Raw genomic sequence first — 17,823 nt, 5'->3', positions numbered from 1 at the left:
TGTGTTTTTTGAGGATTTTCTGTGCGTTCACTGTTCTGGCGGATTCTTGCGAGCTTTTGGCTGGCCATCGCTCTGGTAGCCGGGCTGTCGATCCTGCTTGGGCACATGCTCAATCAGGACGCGTGGATCCTGAGCCGCCATCCCGGCCTCAACACGCTGGCGGCAGAATGGACGCAGACCTACGAGGCCCAGGGCGAAGAAGCGGCGCAGGACATTCTTGAACAACGCAAACGCCAGTATCACATCGACGTTCAGGTGCTCAACGAAACCGGCGACCCGGTGGTGCGTGGCACCTTCCCGCGTCGCGCCGCAGCGTTCGAAGCGCGGCAGAACAACGACGATCGCCGGCTACCGTGGAGGCGTCTGACCGACGAGATCACCAGTGAAAAAACCGGTGACACCTACCTGTTCATCTATCGTATTCCACACCCGGAACTCGACGCCTGGCACCGCGAAAGCCTGCTCTGGCCGCTGAGCGCGCTGGGTATCGCATTGGTGGTGCTGACCCTGTTCAGTTTGCTCGTGACCTTCTCGATCACCCGCCCGCTCAGTCGCTTGCGCGGCGCGGTGCATGATCTGGGGCAGACCACTTATCAGCAGAACAGCTTGGCAAAACTGGCCAACCGGCGCGATGAATTCGGCGTACTCGCCACCGATTTCAACCGCATGGGCGCGCGTCTGCAAAGCCTGATCGGCAGTCAGCGGCAGTTGCTGCGTGATGTCTCCCATGAACTGCGCTCACCCCTGGCGCGCCTGCGTATTGCCTTGGCTTTGGCCGAGCGGGCCAATCCTGAGGAGCGCGAAAAACTCTGGCCACGGCTGACCCGTGAATGTGATCGGCTCGAGGCGTTGATCAGTGAAATTCTGGTGCTGGCGCGAGTCGATGCCGACAACGCCAGCGCTGAAGAAGTGGACCTGAATGCGTTGCTCGCCACACTGCAAAAGGATGCGCAGCTCAGCTCCCCCGAACAGACCGTGCGCCTGCAAGCTGAGCCACAACTGAATCTCAAAGGCTGGCCAACGATGATCGAACGCGCCGTGGATAATCTGCTGCGCAACGCCCAGCGCTTCAACCCGAGCGATCAGCCGATTGAATTGCAGGCTGCGCGGCAGGGCGAGCGGATTGTCATCAGCGTGCGCGACCATGGGCCGGGCGTGCAGGCGGAACATCTGAGTCAGTTGGGCGAACCATTCTATCGGGCGCCGGGGCAAACGGCTGCCGGGCATGGCTTGGGACTGGCGATTGCCAAACGCGCGGCGGAACGGCATGGCGGCACGCTGACGCTGGCCAATCATCCGCAGGGCGGGTTTGTGGCGAGTCTGGAATTGCCCCTCGTACCGGGAGTTATCGCTCAGCCGTAGCTTTACGGTGAGACAAAAAAGATCGCAGCCTTCGGCAGCTCCTACAACGTCATGTGAACACCTGTAGGAGCTGCCGAAGGCTGCGATCTTTTGATTTCAAGCCTTGCTTGGCCAGGCGCTGACGAACTCGGCCAGATCGACCTTCTCCGCCACGCGCGGCTCTTTCTGCGGCGTACCAAGGTAAAGGAACGCGATGACTTCCTCGCCTTCCACCAGCCCCAAACCTTCGGCGACATGTTTCGAATACGCCAGATCCCCGGTGCGCCACACCGCACCAATCCCCTGCGCATACGCCGCCAGCAGAATCCCGTGGGCCGCGCAGCCGGCCGTGAGCAGTTGCTCAGCCTTCGGATATTTCACGTGTTCCTGCAATTTGGCGATTACCACAACCACCAGCGGCGCACGAAGTGGGCCGTTACGGGCCTTGTCGATCATCGCTTCGGTGACTTCGCCGCCCTGCTGGCGGGCCGCTTCGGCGAGCAACTCGCCCATTTGCTCACGTGCCGCGCCTTCGACGGTCAAAAAGCGGTACGGCTGCAAATGCCCGTGATCCGGGGCACGCAATGCCGCGCCAAACAGGGCTTCACGCTGCTCGGCAGTGGGGGCCGGTTCGACCAGGCGGGGAACGGAAACACGGTTGAGCAACGCGTCGAGAGCCTGCATCGGCCACCTCCTTTGAAAAATGTGCGGCTATTCTAGCTGCAACTGCGCAACGCCTGCCGGTTTACATGCCTTGCCCCGCAGGTAGAATGGCGCCCTTCTTCCACCAGCCCGAGCGGAATTCATGGCGTTGCCGACCTTACGGATCATTGGTTTTATCATCGGCATCTTCCTGATCACGCTGGCTGTGGCCATGATCGTGCCGATGGCTACGCTGGTGATTTTCGAGCGCACCAGCGACCTGCCGTCGTTCCTTTGGGCAAGCATGATCACCTTCGTCGCCGGTCTCGCGCTGGTGATTCCCGGCCGCCCCGAACACATTCACCTGCGTCCGCGCGACATGTACCTGCTGACGGTCAGCAGCTGGTTGGTGGTGTGCATTTTCGCCGCGCTGCCGTTTTTGCTGACCCAGCACATCAGCTACACCGACTCGTTCTTCGAAAGCATGTCCGGCATCACCGCCACCGGCTCCACCGTGCTCAATGGCCTGGACAACATGTCGCCGGGCATTCTGATGTGGCGTTCGCTGTTGCACTGGATCGGCGGTATCGGCTTTATCGGCATGGCGGTGGCGATTCTGCCGCTGCTGCGCATCGGTGGCATGCGCCTGTTCCAGACCGAATCCTCAGACCGTTCGGAAAAGGTCATGCCCCGCTCGCACATGGTGGCGCGGCTGATCGTGGCGGCCTACGTCGGCATCACCATCCTCGGTAGTCTGGCGTTCTGGTGGGCGGGGATGAGCCCGTTCGATGCGATCAACCACGCGATGTCGGCGATTTCCACCGGCGGTTTCTCGACCTCAGACCAGTCGCTGGCCAAGTGGACGCAACCGGCGGTGCACTGGGTGGCGATCGTCATCATGATTCTCGGCAGCCTGCCGTTCACCCTGTACGTGGCGACGCTGCGCGGCAACCGCCGGGCGTTGATCAAGGATCAGCAGGTGCAAGGCTTGCTGGCAATGTTGTTGGTGACCTGGCTGGTGCTCGGCACCTGGTACTGGTGGACCACCAAGCTGCATTGGCTGGAAGCACTGCGGCATGTGGCGTTGAACGTGACCTCGGTGGTCACCACCACCGGGTTTGCCCTCGGTGACTACAGCCTGTGGGGCAACTTCTCGCTGATGCTGTTTTTCTATCTGGGCTTTGTCGGCGGCTGTTCCGGCTCGACGGCGGGCGGGATCAAGATTTTCCGCTTCCAGGTCGCCTACATCCTGCTCAAGGCCAACCTTAATCAGCTGATCCACCCGCGCGCGGTAATCAAGCAGAAGTACAACGGTCACCGCCTCGACGAAGAAATTGTCCGCTCGATTCTGACCTTCTCGTTCTTCTTCGCCATCACCATCTGCGTGATCGCCCTGCTGCTCTCGCTGCTCGGGGTCGACTGGATGACCGCGCTGACCGGTGCCGCCAGCACAGTGTCCGGCGTCGGCCCGGGTCTGGGCGAAACCATCGGCCCGGCGGGCAACTTCGCCACCCTGCCGGATGCGGCCAAGTGGATTCTGTCGTTCGGCATGCTGCTCGGCCGACTGGAGATCATTACGGTGTTTGTGCTGTGTATTCCGGCGTTCTGGCGTCACTGACCGCGTTCGGCACCTGCGTCAGGCGCAAGCGGTACTCGCCGGGCGTGGTGTCGAACCAGCGGCGAAAGGCACGGAAGAAATTGCTCGGGTCGGCAAATCCCAGCAGATAGGCAATCTCCAGCAAGGTCATGCTCGGCTGCGCCAGATACTGCTCGGCGAGTTCACGGCGGGTGTCGTCAAGCAACTGCTGGAAACTGGTGCCCTCCTCCTGCAAGCGGCGCTGCAAAGTGCGCTGCGACAAGTGCAACGTCTGAGCCACGGTGTCGCGCTTGGGCTCGCCCTGGGGCAGCAAACGACACAGCACCTGCCGTGCCCGGTGCGTCACGCGGCTCTCGGAAAACCGCGCCAGATATTCCCCGGCAAAGCGGTCATGCAGCAATGCCATGGCTTCGTTGGCCGTAGGCAGCGGCGCTTCCATGTCGGCACGTTCGAAGATCAAGGCGTCATAAGGCGCATCGAATACCAGCGGCGCATGAAAAGCTTCTTTATAGGGTTGCAGATTGGCCGGCTGATCGCCCTGGATCAGCACTTTCACCGGATGCAGCGGACGCCCGGTCAGCCAGCCACACAGTGCCAATGCGCAGGCCAGTGACGCTTCAGCGCTCTGCCGGGTCGGCGGCAGATGATCGCCGTGCACGGTGAGAATCAGCGCGTAACCTTCATCGAGCCGGCGAAAACTCAGGTCGGCGCTTTCGGCAATGATGCGTTGATAGCGCACCAGGCGCTGGAAGCCTTCAGCCAGCGTATTGCTCGACATCAACGCGTAGCCGGCGACGTGAAACGAGGCCGGGCGCACCACTTTGCCCATGTTCAGGCCGATCGCCGGGTTGCCGGAAACCTCCACCGCGCGCTGCCACAGCCGGGTCATGGAGTCCTGCGGGAAACGCGCATCCGGATCTTCAAGGGCACTGAAGTCCAGCCCCAGTTGCTTGAACAGAACCCGGCAATCCAGGCCGTCCATCTCCAGCGCTTTGACAATCCCCATCGCCCAGCTTGCAGAAGTCGTTCGTTCGCTCATGGTTGTTATTCTTTTACATGACGGGCTGCAGGTGACCGCCCTATTTGCGAAGGATACTAAAGTGGCGCCGATTGTCACTGGCCCACGCCAATGATCACTCTAGACTCAAATAAGCTACCCGACGCACAACTTGTCGCCAGAACAATCACCACAGAGAGCGCGGTCGTGGAAAACATCAAGCAGTTCAACAGCTTCGCCGATTTCTACCCGTATTACCTCGCCGAGCACAGCAACAGCACCTGCCGTCGTCTGCATTTCATCGGCACTTCTCTGGTCATCTTCATTCTCGCCCTGAGCATCGCCAAGGGCGCCTGGCTGTTGTTGCTGGCGTTGCCGCTGGCCGGTTACAGCTTCGCCTGGATCGGCCATTTCTTTTTCGAAAAGAACCGCCCGGCGACGTTCCAGCATCCGCTTTACAGCCTGCTCGGCGATTTCGTCATGTACCGCGACATGATTCTCGGTCGCGTGGCGTTCTGAATGAGGGTCTGCCCATGAATGCCCATGCTCGCTTCACCCATATGAAGGACGGCACCGAGGACGACTGGGCGATCATCGCCGCCGACTTCAGCGCCTATGCCAGGCAGCTGCCGTCGCGGATTCTCGCGCATCTGAAACTGCTTGAAGGCGACTTCGGCGGTTTCCCGGTGGATCGCCTTACCCACTCATTGCAAACCGCGACCCGGGCCTTTCGCGACGGCCGTGATGAGGAATACGTGGTCTGCGCGCTGTTGCATGATATTGGCGACACCCTCGGCTCGTACAACCATCCGGACATCGCTGCGGCGATTCTCAAGCCGTTCGTCAGTGCGGAAAATCTGTGGATGGTGGAGAAACACGGAATCTTTCAGGGCTATTACTTCTTTCATCACCTGGGCATGGATCGGCATCTGCGCGAGCAATTCAAGGATCATCCGCAGTTTCAGGCCACCGCCGAGTTCTGCGCCAAATACGACGCGGCGGCGTTTGATCCGGCGTATGACACGCTGCCGCTGAGTTTCTTCGAGCCGATGATGGAGCGGCTGTTTGCGCAGCCGAAGAACTCGATTTACAAGGCTGCGATGCAAGAACACAGCCCGGCCTGAAAACACATGTGGGAGCGAGCCTGCTCGCGAAAGCGCTGTATCAGGCACAGAAGTTTCGTCTGACACTACGCCTTCGCGAGCAGGCTCGCTCCCACAGGGTTTCTCTTTCGTTCAAGCGATCTCTGCAACTTTGGCAGCTTTCAATTCCGCCTCCCGCGCCTGGGCATCCGCCAGCCGATACAGCTCGATCGTGCCGTCCCAATGCTCGATCAACGCCGTGCACGATTCGACCCAATCGCCGCAATTGAGGTAATCCACCTCGCCGACCTTGCGGATCTCGGCATGGTGGATATGTCCGCAGACCACGCCATGCAATTCGCGCTTCACACATTCGTGGGCGATGGCTTCTTCAAAGTCGCTGATGAAACTTACCGCGGTTTTCACCTTGTGTTTCAGGTACGCCGACAGCGACCAGTAACCATAGCCGTAACGGGCGCGCCAGTGATTGAGCCAGCGGTTGAGGGTCAGGGTGAATTCGTACGCCGAGTCACCGAGAAAGGCCAGCCAGCGATGATAACGGGTGATCACGTCAAACTGATCGCCGTGAATCACCAGCAAATGTCGACCATCGGCGGTGACATGCACCGCCTCGTCGACCAACTGGATATTGCCCAGAATCAGTTTCGAATAGCGCCGCAGAAATTCGTCATGGTTGCCGGTGACGTAGATTACTTCAGTGCCACGCTTGCTCATGGTCAGCAGTCGGCGGATGACGTTGGTGTGCGCCTGCGGCCAGTACATGCCGCTGCGCAGTTTCCAGCCGTCGATAATGTCACCGACCAGATAGACCTTGTCGGCGTGGTAGCCCTTGAGAAATTGCGACAAGTGCTCGGCCTGACAATCCCGCGTGCCCAGGTGCACATCGGAGATCCACAGGGTTCGCACCCGTTGTTTGCGACTGGGTCTGGCGAGCTCGGCGCTGGTCATGGGCAACCCTCTGCGATGTTTTCGCCAGCTTGCGCGCGCCCGGTTAATCGACCGTGACAAGTGTGAGTCAGTCGTGTGACAACGCACATCGCTAGCAAATAGAGGAACCGGATGACAGACGCGACCGCGACAGCGCTTTAGACTGGCGCGCAATTGTTCTGTCATGATCGTTCCCCCGCTCCGCGTGGGAATGATCATCGCGTTTGAAATAGAAGGAATGCAATGACTCCGCGTACCGCCCTCGGCGCCCTGCATATCGGCGCGTTGATGTTCGGCCTGACCGGTGTGTTCGGCAAACTCGCAGCCGCGTCCCCCGCCGTGATCGTCTTCGGTCGCGCGGCTTTCGCCGTGCTTGCCCTGGCCTTCTTCGCTCGATTTGCCAGCCAGAGCGGCTGGCAAAAGCTGCAAGCGCTGGACTGGCGACGCCTGGCGCTCAGCGGTGTGTTGCTGGCCGGGCACTGGGTGAGTTTTTTCGTATCGGTGAAGATCGCCGGGGTGGCCATTGCGACATTGGGCTTCGCCAGCTTCCCGGCGTTTACGGTGATTCTCGAAGGGCTGATCTTCCGCGAACGCATCCGCGCCAATGAAATAGTGCTGGTGGTACTGGTCAGTATCGGTCTGGTGCTGGTGACCCCGGCGTTCGATCTGGGCAGCGGCGCGACCATCGGCTTGCTCTGGGCGGTGTTGTCCGGGCTGTTGTTTTCCCTGCTGTCGCTGACCAACCGCGCCAGTTCCGGACGCATCCCGGCGGTGCAGGCGGCGTTGTGCCAGAACGTTGTCGTGGCGCTGTGTCTGCTGCCGGTCGCGGCGCCACAGTTGGTTCAAGTCCGAGCGCTGGACTGGTTGTGGATCGCCCTGCTCGGGGTGTTCTGCACAGGCGTGGCGCACAGCCTGTTCGTCGCCAGTCTCGCGGTGATCAAGGCACGCACGGCAGCGGTGGTGTTCGCCATGGAGCCGGTTTACGGCATCACCATCGCCTGGCTGCTGTTCAGTGAAACACCGACCCTGCGCATGCTCATCGGTGGCGCGCTGATCATCGTCGCGATCGTGGTCTCGGCGCGGATGTCGGGCGGCAGCGATAAAAAAACCGTCGCCGCCGAGGCCGCCTCTCACTGAGTGCGGTCGTTGTGGCCGAGGTCGCGGTCAGGATCGATCTGATCGCGCACCCGCTGCTTCAATACCTTGGCCTCGGGGAAACCACCATCTGCCTTGCGTTCCCATATCTGCACGCCTGAACAAGTGATATGAAACACCCCGCCGGTGCCCGGCACCAACGACACTTTGCCCAGGTCGTCAGCGAACGTGCTGAGCAGTTCTTGCGCCAGCCATGCGGCGCGCAGCAACCACTGGCATTGGGTGCAATAAGTGATGACAACTTCGGCTTTGGCGACGGTCATGATCGCTGAAACTCCTGACAAAGGGCGCCGCTATAATAGCCGGCTTTACCGCTTGCCCCGAGACTCACAATGCGCCGTTTGCTGTTCTGCCTGCTGCTTGGTTTCCTTCCCCTGCTGGTCCACGCCAGTGAAGCGCCACGACCGAAAATCGGCCTGGTGCTGTCCGGCGGTGCTGCGCGCGGGCTGGCGCACATCGGCGTGCTCAAGGCGCTGGAAGAACAAGGCATCAGGATCGATGCGATTGCCGGCACCAGCATGGGCGCGGTGGTCGGCGGCCTGTACGCCTCGGGTTACAAGATCGATGAGCTGGAAAAACTCGCGCAGAGCATCGACTGGCAAGCCGCGCTCTCCGACGCCCCACCGCGTGAAGATGTGCCGTTCCGGCGCAAGCAGGACGACCGCGATTTTCTGGTGAAGCAGAAACTCAGCTTTCGTGATGACGGCAGCCTCGGCCTGCCGTTGGGGGTGATTCAGGGCCAGAACCTCGCGCTGCTGCTGGAAAGCCTGTTGGCCCACACCAGCGACACCCGCGACTTCGACAAACTGCCGATCCCGTTTCGCGCCGTGACCACCGACATCGCCAATGGCGAAAAAGTGGTGTTTCGCAAAGGCCACCTACCGCAAGTGATCCGCGCCAGCATGTCGATCCCCGCGGTGTTCGCCCCGGTCGAGCTCGACGGGCGCCTGTTGGTGGATGGCGGCATGACCGACAACATCCCGCTGGATGTCGCGCGGGAAATGGGCGTCGACGTGGCGATCGTCGTCGATATCGGCACACCGCTGCGCAATCGCAAACAGCTGACCACCGTAGTGGATGTGCTTAATCAGTCGATCACTTTGATGACCCGGCGCAACTCCGAAGAGCAACTGGCGACTCTGCATGCCAATGACGTGTTGATCCAGCCTGCGCTGGCCGCGTTCGGCGTGACCGATTTCGGCAAGGCTCAGGAGATGATCGACGCTGGATACCGCGCCACGCGCATCCTCGATGCCCGTCTGGCTCAACTCAAACCGACTCAAACCCAGGACGCGGAATTGAACGCCGCCCGCCAGCCGGGACAGCGCACACCGATCATCACCGCAATCCGGGTCGAGAACGACTCGAAAGTCGATGATGACGTGATTCGCTATTACATCCGCCAGCCGATCGGCGAACCGCTGGATCTGGGGCGCCTGCACTCGGACATGGGCACGTTGTACGGCCTCGATTACTTCGATCAAGTGCGTTACCGCGTGGTGCACAAAGGCCAGGATCACACCCTGGTCATCAGCGCCAGCGGCAAGCGCAGCGGCACCGATTACTTGCGAGTCGGCCTCAATCTGTCGGACGACATGCGCGGCGACAGTGCTTTCAACCTCGGCGCCAGTTACCGCGTCAACGGCATCAACCGCCTCGGCGCGGAATGGCTGACCCGCGCGCAAATCGGCGACAAGCAGGAGCTGTACAGCGAGTTCTATCAGCCGCTGGATGTCGGCTCGCGTTACTTCGTCGCGCCCTACGCGTCGTTCGAGGCGCAGAACGTTGACTCGGTGCTGGATAACGATCCGATCGCTCAGTATCGGGTCGAGCGTTACGGTTTCGGTCTCAATCTCGGCCGACAGATCGGCAACAACGGCGAAGTGCGCTTCGGTGTCGGCCAGGCCTGGGGCAAGGCTGACGTGCGCATCGGTGATCAGGATCTGCCGAGCGAGAGCTTCAACGAAGGTTTCTATACCGTGAAGTATTCCTACGACTCGCTGGACAACGTGTATTTTCCGCACGAGGGCAAGGACGTCAGCCTGACGTTCGCCCAGTTCGAGCCAGGTCTGGGTTCAGACAACCGCTATCGCCAATGGGAAGCGAAGTTCGACAAGGCAATGAGCCACGGGCCGGATACGCTGATTCTTGGTGGGCGCTATGGCCGTACGCTGGACGATGCCAATGTGGTGACGTCGAGTTTCCTGCTCGGCGGCGCGCGGCAGCTATCGGGTTTCCGCGAGGACGCGCTGTCCGGGCAGAACGTCAGCCTGATGCGCGCCGTGTATTACCGCCGTCTGACGCCGCGCTCCTATCTGCCGCTGGACTTCCCGCTGTACGCCGGCGCCTCGCTGGAACGCGGTCGGGCGTGGAACAACGACAACGAGTTCGACAGCGGCTACATCAATGCCGCGAGTGTATTTATCGGCTTCGATACGCCGCTGGGGCCATTGAATTTCACTTATGGATTGAATGATGCGGATGAGCAGGCGGTTTATCTGAATCTGGGGCAGACGTTCTGACCTGAAACCGGCGTTGGCCGATCTGGCGCCTTCGCGAGCAGGCTCGCTCCCACAGGGAGAACGCATTCCATTTGTGGGAGCGAGCCTGCTCGCGAAAGCGGTCCAGGATGAACCCGAAATCCGTTGGCGCTCAGCGAATCCCCGCCAGCAACGTCCTTGCCGTCTGCTTCAACGGCTCATCCCCTTCCTTGAGCAACTCATTGAGCAGCGTGATCGCACTGTCGATGTCGCCGTCGTCAATGCAGGTTTGCGCCTGTTCGAGCTTGCCAGCGGCCTCGGTCTCGCCGGACTCGGGTAATTGCAGATCCAGAGGCTGCAACACCAGCGATGGCTCGGGATCGCCGAACTCATTGAGAAAGTCGTCGTCCAGCGGCTGGGCGTCGGGTTCGGGAATCCACTCAAGTTCGGCTTCCTCGCCAGATGCAGCCTGTGGCAATTCGAAGTCGACCGGTAGCACGGACAGGCTTGTGCCCAGCTCTGGATCATCGATCGGCGGCGCGGCGGAATCGGTGCGGCTGTCGTTGAGATCCCAATTTGAATCCATCGACAGCTCACCCAGATTCAATTCGAAATCGTCTTCGGCAGAGCCGAGCGTTGATGCGAGCGGCGCGGTGACGGTCGCTGCCGTGGCCACGGGCAGCTCGGGGGCAACTGGCGTCGCGAACACTGCCGGTGTTGCGCCCACCAGTTTCGGATGGCGAGCGCGTGCTTCGACCAGTTCGCGGTCATCAACACCGAGGGCACGCAGATGGTTTTCCTGCTGTTCGTAAGCGGCGCTGTCGCCCTGCCGTCCCAATACTTCCAAAAGTTGCAAACCGATATCGGTACGCCCGGGTTCCTTGTGCAAGGCGTCGCGCAGCAACCCGGCCGCTTCGCTGAGTCGGCCATAGGCCAAGTAGATGCCCACGGCCTCCAGCACGTCGCCGGCACCGGGTTCGTCGCGATGATCGGTGGCCGCGTGCGAACCGACAGATTGTTGAAGTTCGGGCTCATCGACGTCGTCTTCAGCGCTCACCGGTAATAGCGGCAGCGGCGTGCCATCTGCTGTCGAACGTTGCTGACGGCGGCGTATGAGCAACGCTGCCAGCACGCCCAGCAGCAATACCAGTCCACCAAGCAATGGCCAGTTCAAGCCATCGTCTGTCGCCTCGACCGGAGCTGAAACAGCAGGCGGAACCGGCGCGACCACGGGCGGTGGCGGTGCTTTCTGCACTTCGGCCAGACGGGTTTGCAAATCTTCGATCTGCTTCTTGCCGTCGGCTATTTGCACTTGTTGCTCTTGCAGTCTGAGGTTCTGTTCGTCGAGGGTCTTTTGCAACTGCTGAGTCAGCAGCACGCTGGCGGCCAGTTGCTCGGCCTGCGCATCGTTGGCAGGTGCCGCTGGCGTTGGCGGCACAGGCGCGGCGGTGCGTTTGCCCTGGGCAGCCTGGGGCGGTGCGGTAACCGGTTCGACGGTTGGAAACTCGGACGATTGCGGGCGCGGATCCGGCTCGTCGGTGGCGGGCACGATGCCCGGCGAACCCGGCGGATCGATCAGCACCGTGTATTCGCGCAGCAGTCGGCCGTTGGGCTGATCGAGTTGCACGAGGAAGTTCAGGAAAGGTTCGTTGACCGGTTTGCCCGACGTCACCCGGATCATCTGGCGGCTGCCACGCAGGATCGGAGTGAACTTGAGGTCGTTGAGAAAGAACACCCGCTCAACGCCGGCCCGGCCGAATTCATCCGCCGAAGCCAGGCTGGCCGAGAGATCGTTTTGCGTCAACGTGCCGACATCGACCAAAGCGATGTCGGCCTTGAACGGCTGATTGAGGGCTGAGTGAACAGTGATTTCGCCCAACCCCAACGCCATCGACCAGGTCGAATAGCTGAATACACCAGCAGCGAGCAGCCATTTGGCGCCCCCGCGCAGCATGTGGCGACTTGCGAGCATGAGCATCCCTTAAATAAGCAAAACCGGTTTCTATGCGTTCGCACATCCGGTACGAACACGATATTGCCCAGTAGTTCTTATAGTCGGCTCAGAGCGATCTCTCAAAAAATCGCCGTCGGGATGTGCCTCAAGATTTTTCCAGATTGGCCAGAATGTGCCCGTGAACGCGCATGCACACCTTCAAATCCGCCTCGTCGACGCCTTCGAACAATTCGTGGCGCAGTTGTGTGGCAATGGTTTCGATTTGTTCAATCAGCGGCAGCGCGGGTGCGCAGAGAACGATTTTTTTCGCCCGGCGGTCTTCCATTACTGACTGGCGTTGCACCAGTCCCTGGTTTTCCAGACTATCGAGCAAGCGCGCCAGAGTCGGGCCTTCGACGCCGACACTCTGCGCCAGTTCGCGTTGGGTCGGCGCCTCCTCGAAGCGCGCCAGATGCAGCAATACCAGCCAGCGCGCCTGCGACAGGCCCAGCCCGGCGAGACGACGATCCAGTTCGGCACGCCAGCCACGGGACATCTGGGCCAGTTGCATACCAAAGCGATGTTGATCGGTTAACGGCATAAAACACTCACGGTTAGACTGAAAATACGGGAAATCTAATTATTAGTCAGCTAAGCATGGGTGGCAGTTATAGGCAAGAGTCGCTCTGTACTGAATCGTTACAACTGCGTGAAGATCAAAAGCCCCTCACCCTGACCCTCTCCCAGAGGGAGAGGGAACTGATTGGGGGATGCTTTGAAGATTCGCCGACCTGGCAGCGCTCGCTGAATCCATGTCGACTCGTTCTTGCAGGTCGACGTATGGCGCCAGACACCGCGATCGGCCCCCTCTCCCTCCGGGAGAGGGATGGGCGGGCGGCGTTCCGATGAGGGGACGGGCCAGATTACATCTCGAATTCAGACTGCAACGCCGCCCGCACACAATAAAGCACGCCTTCCGGGACACGCCCGGCAAACAACTCGGCCACTTCGGCGACGGACGGCAACTCGCCTTCGCCGTCGAGAAATGCGTCCTGCACTTCGCCCATCAATTCCTCCGGCAAGTCCAGCGCCTGCTCCAGCGACAATTGCTGCTTGCCGATGGCCTCGGCGAGCATGGCGTAGACGTTCTTCTCCGAGCACTGCAGTTGCCCGGCGATCTGCAGTGGCGTCATGCCGGCGCGGGCCAGGGTGATCAGCTCGTGACGGACATCGGCCACCACCTTCGGCGCCTCGGCCTCGCCGCCGAGCACTTCGAGGAAGGCTTCGCCGTAGCGTTCCAGCTTGCGCGCGCCGACGCCGCTGACCCGGGCCATTTCCGCCAGCGAAGTCGGCTGGCTGCGCAGCATTTCCAGCAGGGTCGAGTCGGGAAAGATGACGTACGGCGGCACGCCATGTTCTTCGGCAAGCTTGCGGCGCAGTGCGCGCAAGGCTTCCCACTGTTCGCGTTCCTCACCGCGCACGAGTTGGCTGGCCTGGCTCTTGCTGCCGGTTTTGGCGGTGACCTGCGGTTTCAGGTCGCGGCGCAGTTCCAGTTTCACTTCACCTTTGAGCAGTGGGCGGCAACTGTCGTTCAAGCGCAGACCGCCATAACCTTCGTGATCGACATCGGCCAACCCACGCGCGACCAACTGGCGGAACAGCGAGCGCCACTCGCTCTCGCTCAACGCCTTGCCCACGCCATACACCGACAAATGCTGATGGCCGAAGCTGCGCACTTTTTCGTTGTCCTTGCCCAGCAACACGTCGACCAGATGGCCGACGCCGTAACGCTGACCGGTGCGGAAAATCGCCGACAATGCCTGGCGCGCCGGCTCCGTCGCGTCCCAAGTCTGCACACCGTCGACACAGTTATCGCAATGGCCGCACGGTTCGGGCATGTCTTCGTCGAAATAGGCCAGCAGTGCCTGCCGACGGCAGCGGGTTTCTTCGCACAACGAGAGCATGGCGTCGAGCTTGTGCTGCTCCAGACGCTTGTGCCGCTCGTCGCCTTCGGAGTTCTGCAGCATCTGCTTGAGCATCACCACGTCTTGCAGACCGTAAGCCATCCACGCATCCGCCGGCAGACCGTCACGGCCGCCGCGCCCGGTTTCCTGGTAATACGCCTCGAGGGATTTCGGCAGATCCAGGTGCGCGACAAAACGTACGTTGGGCTTGTCGATGCCCATGCCGAACGCCACCGTGGCGACCATGATCAGGCCTTCTTCGTTGAGGAAGCGTTTCTGGTGATAGGCGCGCAGATCGTTGGGCAGGCCGGCGTGATACGGCAGCGCCGGGAAACCCTGCTCGCTGAGAAACGCCGCTACTTCTTCGACCTTCTTGCGCGACAGGCAATAAACGATGCCGGCGTCGCTGCGCCGTTCGGCGAGGAACGCCAGCAATTGCTTGCGCGGCTGCTCTTTCGGGACGATGCGGTAGAAAATATTCGGGCGGTCGAAGCTCGACAGGAAGCGCTCGGCGTTCTGCAGGTGCAGGCGATCGACGATTTCTTCGCGGGTGCGCTTGTCGGCGGTCGCGGTGAGAGCGATGCGCGGAACGTTGGGGAACAGTTCTGCCAATTGACCCAGTTGCAGGTATTCGCGGCGGAAGTCGTGGCCCCATTGCGACACGCAATGCGCTTCGTCGATGGCGAACAGGGCGATTTCCAGGCTTTGCAGGAATGCCAACATGCGCGGCTGAACCAGACGCTCGGGTGCCAGGTAGAGCATTTTCACTTCGCCGCGCTTGATCCGCACGGCAAGGTCGCGCTGCTGCTCGGCGCTCAGCGTGGAGTTCAGTGCAGCGGCAGCCACGCCCAGCTCTTCGAGGGTGGCGACCTGATCGTCCATCAGCGCGATCAACGGCGATACCACTACCGCCAGACCTTCACGCAGCAGAGCCGGCACCTGGAAACACAACGATTTGCCGCCACCGGTAGGCATCAGCACCAGCGCATCACCACCGCTGGCCACGCGCTCAATGATCGCACCCTGACGGCCACGGAAACTGTCGTAGCCGAAGATGTCCTTGAGGACGCGTTGAGCCTGTTCGAGCATAAAAACTCCAAAAATCTACCGATACATCCCTGCTCAGGCTGGTTCAGAGCAGCCTCGGCTGCTTAAACAAAACGTAAGAACACATTGCATGACCAGCGCAGCGCCGGCAGGGATCGCAAAACGCGGCAGTATACCCGAGGCCTCCGCCGCAGAGGGTGCCGCTGAGAAGACACCTGATAAACCTGCCACACACAAAACCCTGTGGGAGCGAGCCTGCTCGCGAAAGCGACCTGTCAGTCGATATGAAAGTGCCTGATACACCGCCTTCGCGAGCAGGCTCGCTCCCACAGGGTTATTCATCTTTCCAGCAAGGCCGGTAATATGGGCAAATCTGCCAAGCGGCTGGCTAGAGCGCGCAAGAAGGCCTAGAATTCCCGCATTGTTTATTCCCCAAGGTAGCCCCGTAATGTCCTTCGCTGAGCAACTGACCCGCCTGCAAGTCTTCCTCGACGCCGACGAGCTGCACGAAGAGGCGCTGGATTACGTCGCCGCCCACGGTTACCTGACCGCGCTGTCGATCTGCTCCGAAGACGTTCCGGAGCGCGAGTGGATCGACGCGCTGTTCGCCGAAGAGCCGCATTACAGCGACGAAGCCCAGCGTGCCGAAATCGAAGCCACGCTGATTGGCCTGAAAGCGCACATTGCTCGTCAACTGGCCTCGGATGAAGAATTCGAACTGCCTTGCGAACTGGATCTGGGCGAAGAGCCGGACGATTCCGAACTGCGCGGCTGGTGCATCGGCTTCATGGAAGGGGTGTTCCTGCGCGAAGCGGCCTGGTTCGAAACCGCCGAAGAAGAAGTCAGCGAAATGCTCCTGCCGATCATGGTCGGTTCCGGCCTGTTCGATGAACAACCGGAGTTCGAAGACATCGCCAAGGACGCCAATCTGATGGACGACATGATCGTGCAGATCCCGGAAGCCCTGACTGCGCTGTACCTGCTGTGCCAGGCCCCTGATGAAAAACCGGCGATCCTCAAGCCACGCCACCACTAAGACCCGGCCTATGGACAACCCCATAGGCAACCGCTCCCTGATGTTGCGCTACGTCCTGCTGGCCATCGGCTGGCTCAGCGTGGCATTGGGGGTGATCGGCATCTTCCTGCCGGTCCTGCCCACCACCCCTTTCCTCCTGCTCGCCGCGGCCTGTTTCGCGCGCAGCTCTCCGCGCTTCTATCGCTGGCTGGTCGAGCATCCTCGCCTGGGGCCATGGATTCGCGACTACCTCGAAGGCAACGGCATTCCACTCAAAGGCAAGGTCTACGCGATCGGACTGATGTGGGCGAGCATTCTGTTTTCCTGTTATCTGGTGCCGCTGGCCTGGGCGCGAGGTTTCATGTTGACCAGCGCGGTATTGGTGACGGTTTATATTTTGCGGCAGAAGACGTTGCGCAAATCCTGAGTGACAAACCAAAATTACGTCTCCCGTAGGAGCTGCCGAAGGCTGCGATCTTTTGCTTTTTAAACGATGAGTTTAAAAGACACCTGCCGACACGGTATCAAGGCTACAAATTCTTGCGCCAATACCTACAGCCAAGCCAGAATCCGCCGGCTTGTGCGCCTTGGGGGCGGGTTCTATTGTGGTGCGGTCGCTGACGAATCAGCGATCGGGTTTAGCGATCCGACACCTTACAGACGCACCAATGCCGAGCCTCAATGCAGTTTTCGATCTGCACTTGATGTCATGGTGGCTGTGCGTGGGAGACCTTAGGGTCTACCCGGGGTTTCTGTGACCCGGATCGCTAACCTGCGTACAGCCGCCACCTTTACTTGTTTAGCGATGAGCCGTGGCGGCTAAATCAACCACGGAGTCTCACCATGATCAAACCAACACCCAACCCGCCCGAAACCGACCCCACCTCCCCCTACGAATCCCTCGACTCCAAAAAACTCCACGAAGCCGCCGACCGCGCCCTCGATCACTACCTCTGCCCACCCGGCTCCACCCCGCCGCCCTATAGCCCCCGAGCAATGTACGCCGTCACCGCCGATACCAAAAACGAAGACCTGCTAGCCAACGCCTGCGAAACCCTCGCCTCGGCCAAAACCATCGCCCAGGAATTCGCCGGGCTGGTGAAACCGTCGCAGCGCCGGACGCTGTGGGCATCGCGCAACTGATCATGCTCGGAGAATTGGCGGTGAATCGGGTGCTGGATAATCTGGAGTTGCCGCACTAGCGCGCCTCTGTGACACGTCATGACTGATGTGCTGGAGCGGCTGAAGCCTTCGCGGGCAAGCCCGCTCCCACAGGAATCGGTGTCGATCACAAAGCTGCATTGACACCGCTGGCCTGCGCAAGCGAGCCTGCTTGTGAAGGCGACCGCTCGTCGGATACCCCAGCGCACCTGTCAACTCTGACAGGTGCGCAATACCGCCAATCCGCGTTAACTCGTTGCGTCACTTTCCCGCACGGAAGCCGCGCCATGACCACGCCTGCCCAGCCAGACGAAGCCACCCCGCAAGCCTTGAAGCCGCCCTATTTTCCCGCCCAGACCGTGCTCGACCCATTGGCTTCGGGAGAAACCTATGAGGGGGGCATCCCCATTCGTGCTCTGGAGGGCGGTCTGCAGGTCATTATTCCGGCGTGGCTGGAAATG

The 17,823-nt window shown here is 60.8% G+C and carries 15 protein-coding genes and 1 pseudogene; 9 read left to right on the top strand and 7 right to left on the bottom strand.

What is annotated here, in order from left to right; all coding sequences use genetic code 11:
- Window positions 1–21: 21 nt before the first annotated feature.
- Window positions 22–1,362, top strand: coding sequence for a sensor histidine kinase (locus tag AC0Z4S_RS20515; RefSeq protein WP_485624396.1), 1,341 nt, complete (start codon window positions 22–24; stop codon window positions 1,360–1,362).
- Between the two features lie 96 nt (window positions 1,363–1,458).
- Here the strand turns inward: AC0Z4S_RS20515 and AC0Z4S_RS20510 are convergent, their stop codons facing one another.
- Entirely contained in the window at window positions 1,459–2,025 is a 567-nt protein-coding gene (locus AC0Z4S_RS20510) for a nitroreductase family protein (RefSeq protein ID WP_042607492.1), read from the bottom strand.
- Window positions 2,026–2,146: 121 nt separating this feature from the next.
- On the opposite strand from AC0Z4S_RS20510, the gene AC0Z4S_RS20505 reads away from it, so the two are divergent.
- Window positions 2,147–3,601, top strand: coding sequence for a TrkH family potassium uptake protein (locus AC0Z4S_RS20505; protein ID WP_485624395.1), 1,455 nt, complete (start codon window positions 2,147–2,149; stop codon window positions 3,599–3,601).
- On the opposite strand, the gene AC0Z4S_RS20500 is transcribed toward AC0Z4S_RS20505, so the two are convergent.
- Complete coding sequence (locus tag AC0Z4S_RS20500; RefSeq protein WP_485624394.1) at window positions 3,558–4,619, bottom strand: AraC family transcriptional regulator; 1,062 nt, start codon at window positions 4,617–4,619, stop codon at window positions 3,558–3,560. The genes AC0Z4S_RS20505 and AC0Z4S_RS20500 overlap by 44 nt on opposite strands.
- 165 nt (window positions 4,620–4,784) lie before the next feature.
- Here AC0Z4S_RS20500 and AC0Z4S_RS20495 point away from each other — a divergent pair, with 165 nt between their 5' ends.
- Window positions 4,785–5,096 carry an Mpo1-like protein gene (locus AC0Z4S_RS20495; RefSeq protein WP_485624393.1) on the top strand — a complete coding sequence of 104 codons (312 nt, stop codon included), beginning with the start codon at window positions 4,785–4,787 and terminating at the stop codon, window positions 5,094–5,096.
- A gap of 14 nt (window positions 5,097–5,110) precedes the next feature.
- Entirely contained in the window at window positions 5,111–5,701 is a 591-nt protein-coding gene (locus tag AC0Z4S_RS20490) for an HD domain-containing protein (protein ID WP_460125134.1), read from the top strand.
- Window positions 5,702–5,812: 111 nt separating this feature from the next.
- Here AC0Z4S_RS20490 and AC0Z4S_RS20485 read toward each other — a convergent pair whose 3' ends face one another.
- The gene (locus AC0Z4S_RS20485) at window positions 5,813–6,628 is read right to left on the bottom strand and encodes a UDP-2,3-diacylglucosamine diphosphatase (protein WP_024012063.1); all 816 of its coding nucleotides are present in this window, start codon (window positions 6,626–6,628) and stop codon (window positions 5,813–5,815) included.
- 222 nt (window positions 6,629–6,850) lie between these two features.
- On the opposite strand from AC0Z4S_RS20485, the gene AC0Z4S_RS20480 reads away from it, so the two are divergent.
- Window positions 6,851–7,744 carry a DMT family transporter gene (locus tag AC0Z4S_RS20480; protein WP_485624392.1) on the top strand — a complete coding sequence of 298 codons (894 nt, stop codon included), beginning with the start codon at window positions 6,851–6,853 and terminating at the stop codon, window positions 7,742–7,744.
- Here the strand turns inward: AC0Z4S_RS20480 and AC0Z4S_RS20475 are convergent.
- Window positions 7,738–8,025, bottom strand: a complete 288-nt coding sequence (locus AC0Z4S_RS20475; protein ID WP_253500310.1) for an Rdx family protein — start codon at window positions 8,023–8,025, stop codon at window positions 7,738–7,740. The two genes, AC0Z4S_RS20480 and AC0Z4S_RS20475, sit on opposite strands and share 7 nt — an antisense overlap.
- A gap of 69 nt (window positions 8,026–8,094) precedes the next feature.
- Here AC0Z4S_RS20475 and AC0Z4S_RS20470 point away from each other — a divergent pair, with 69 nt between their 5' ends.
- Complete coding sequence (locus AC0Z4S_RS20470) at window positions 8,095–10,284, top strand: patatin-like phospholipase family protein (protein ID WP_485624391.1); 2,190 nt, start codon at window positions 8,095–8,097, stop codon at window positions 10,282–10,284.
- Between the two features lie 130 nt (window positions 10,285–10,414).
- Here the strand turns inward: AC0Z4S_RS20470 and AC0Z4S_RS20465 are convergent, their stop codons facing one another.
- From AC0Z4S_RS20465 to recQ, 3 genes are all read right to left on the bottom strand, one after another.
- Complete coding sequence (locus tag AC0Z4S_RS20465) at window positions 10,415–12,214, bottom strand: motility hub landmark protein FimV (protein WP_485624390.1); 1,800 nt, start codon at window positions 12,212–12,214, stop codon at window positions 10,415–10,417.
- 127 nt (window positions 12,215–12,341) lie between these two features.
- Window positions 12,342–12,776, bottom strand: coding sequence for a MarR family transcriptional regulator (locus tag AC0Z4S_RS20460; RefSeq protein WP_016771142.1), 435 nt, complete (start codon window positions 12,774–12,776; stop codon window positions 12,342–12,344).
- A gap of 322 nt (window positions 12,777–13,098) precedes the next feature.
- Window positions 13,099–15,228 (bottom strand): DNA helicase RecQ, encoded by a 2,130-nt coding sequence (gene recQ, locus AC0Z4S_RS20455; protein WP_485624389.1) that lies wholly within the window; start codon window positions 15,226–15,228, stop codon window positions 13,099–13,101.
- A gap of 406 nt (window positions 15,229–15,634) precedes the next feature.
- Here recQ and AC0Z4S_RS20450 point away from each other — a divergent pair, with 406 nt between their 5' ends.
- From AC0Z4S_RS20450 to AC0Z4S_RS20440, 3 genes and pseudogenes are all read left to right on the top strand, one after another.
- Window positions 15,635–16,222: a UPF0149 family protein gene (locus AC0Z4S_RS20450; RefSeq protein WP_042607482.1), complete on the top strand. Its 588-nt coding sequence runs from the start codon at window positions 15,635–15,637 to the stop codon at window positions 16,220–16,222.
- A 10-nt stretch (window positions 16,223–16,232) separates the two neighbouring features.
- Window positions 16,233–16,628 carry a YbaN family protein gene (locus AC0Z4S_RS20445; RefSeq protein WP_485624388.1) on the top strand — a complete coding sequence of 132 codons (396 nt, stop codon included), beginning with the start codon at window positions 16,233–16,235 and terminating at the stop codon, window positions 16,626–16,628.
- 416 nt (window positions 16,629–17,044) lie between these two features.
- Window positions 17,045–17,403 (top strand): annotated as a pseudogene (locus tag AC0Z4S_RS20440) (DUF6124 family protein).
- Window positions 17,404–17,823: the final 420 nt, after the last annotated feature.

The sequence above is a fragment of the Pseudomonas sp. 1L-B-1-E-C1 genome, assembly GCF_057291835.1.
This window is presented reverse-complemented; position numbering and strand designations above follow the sequence as displayed.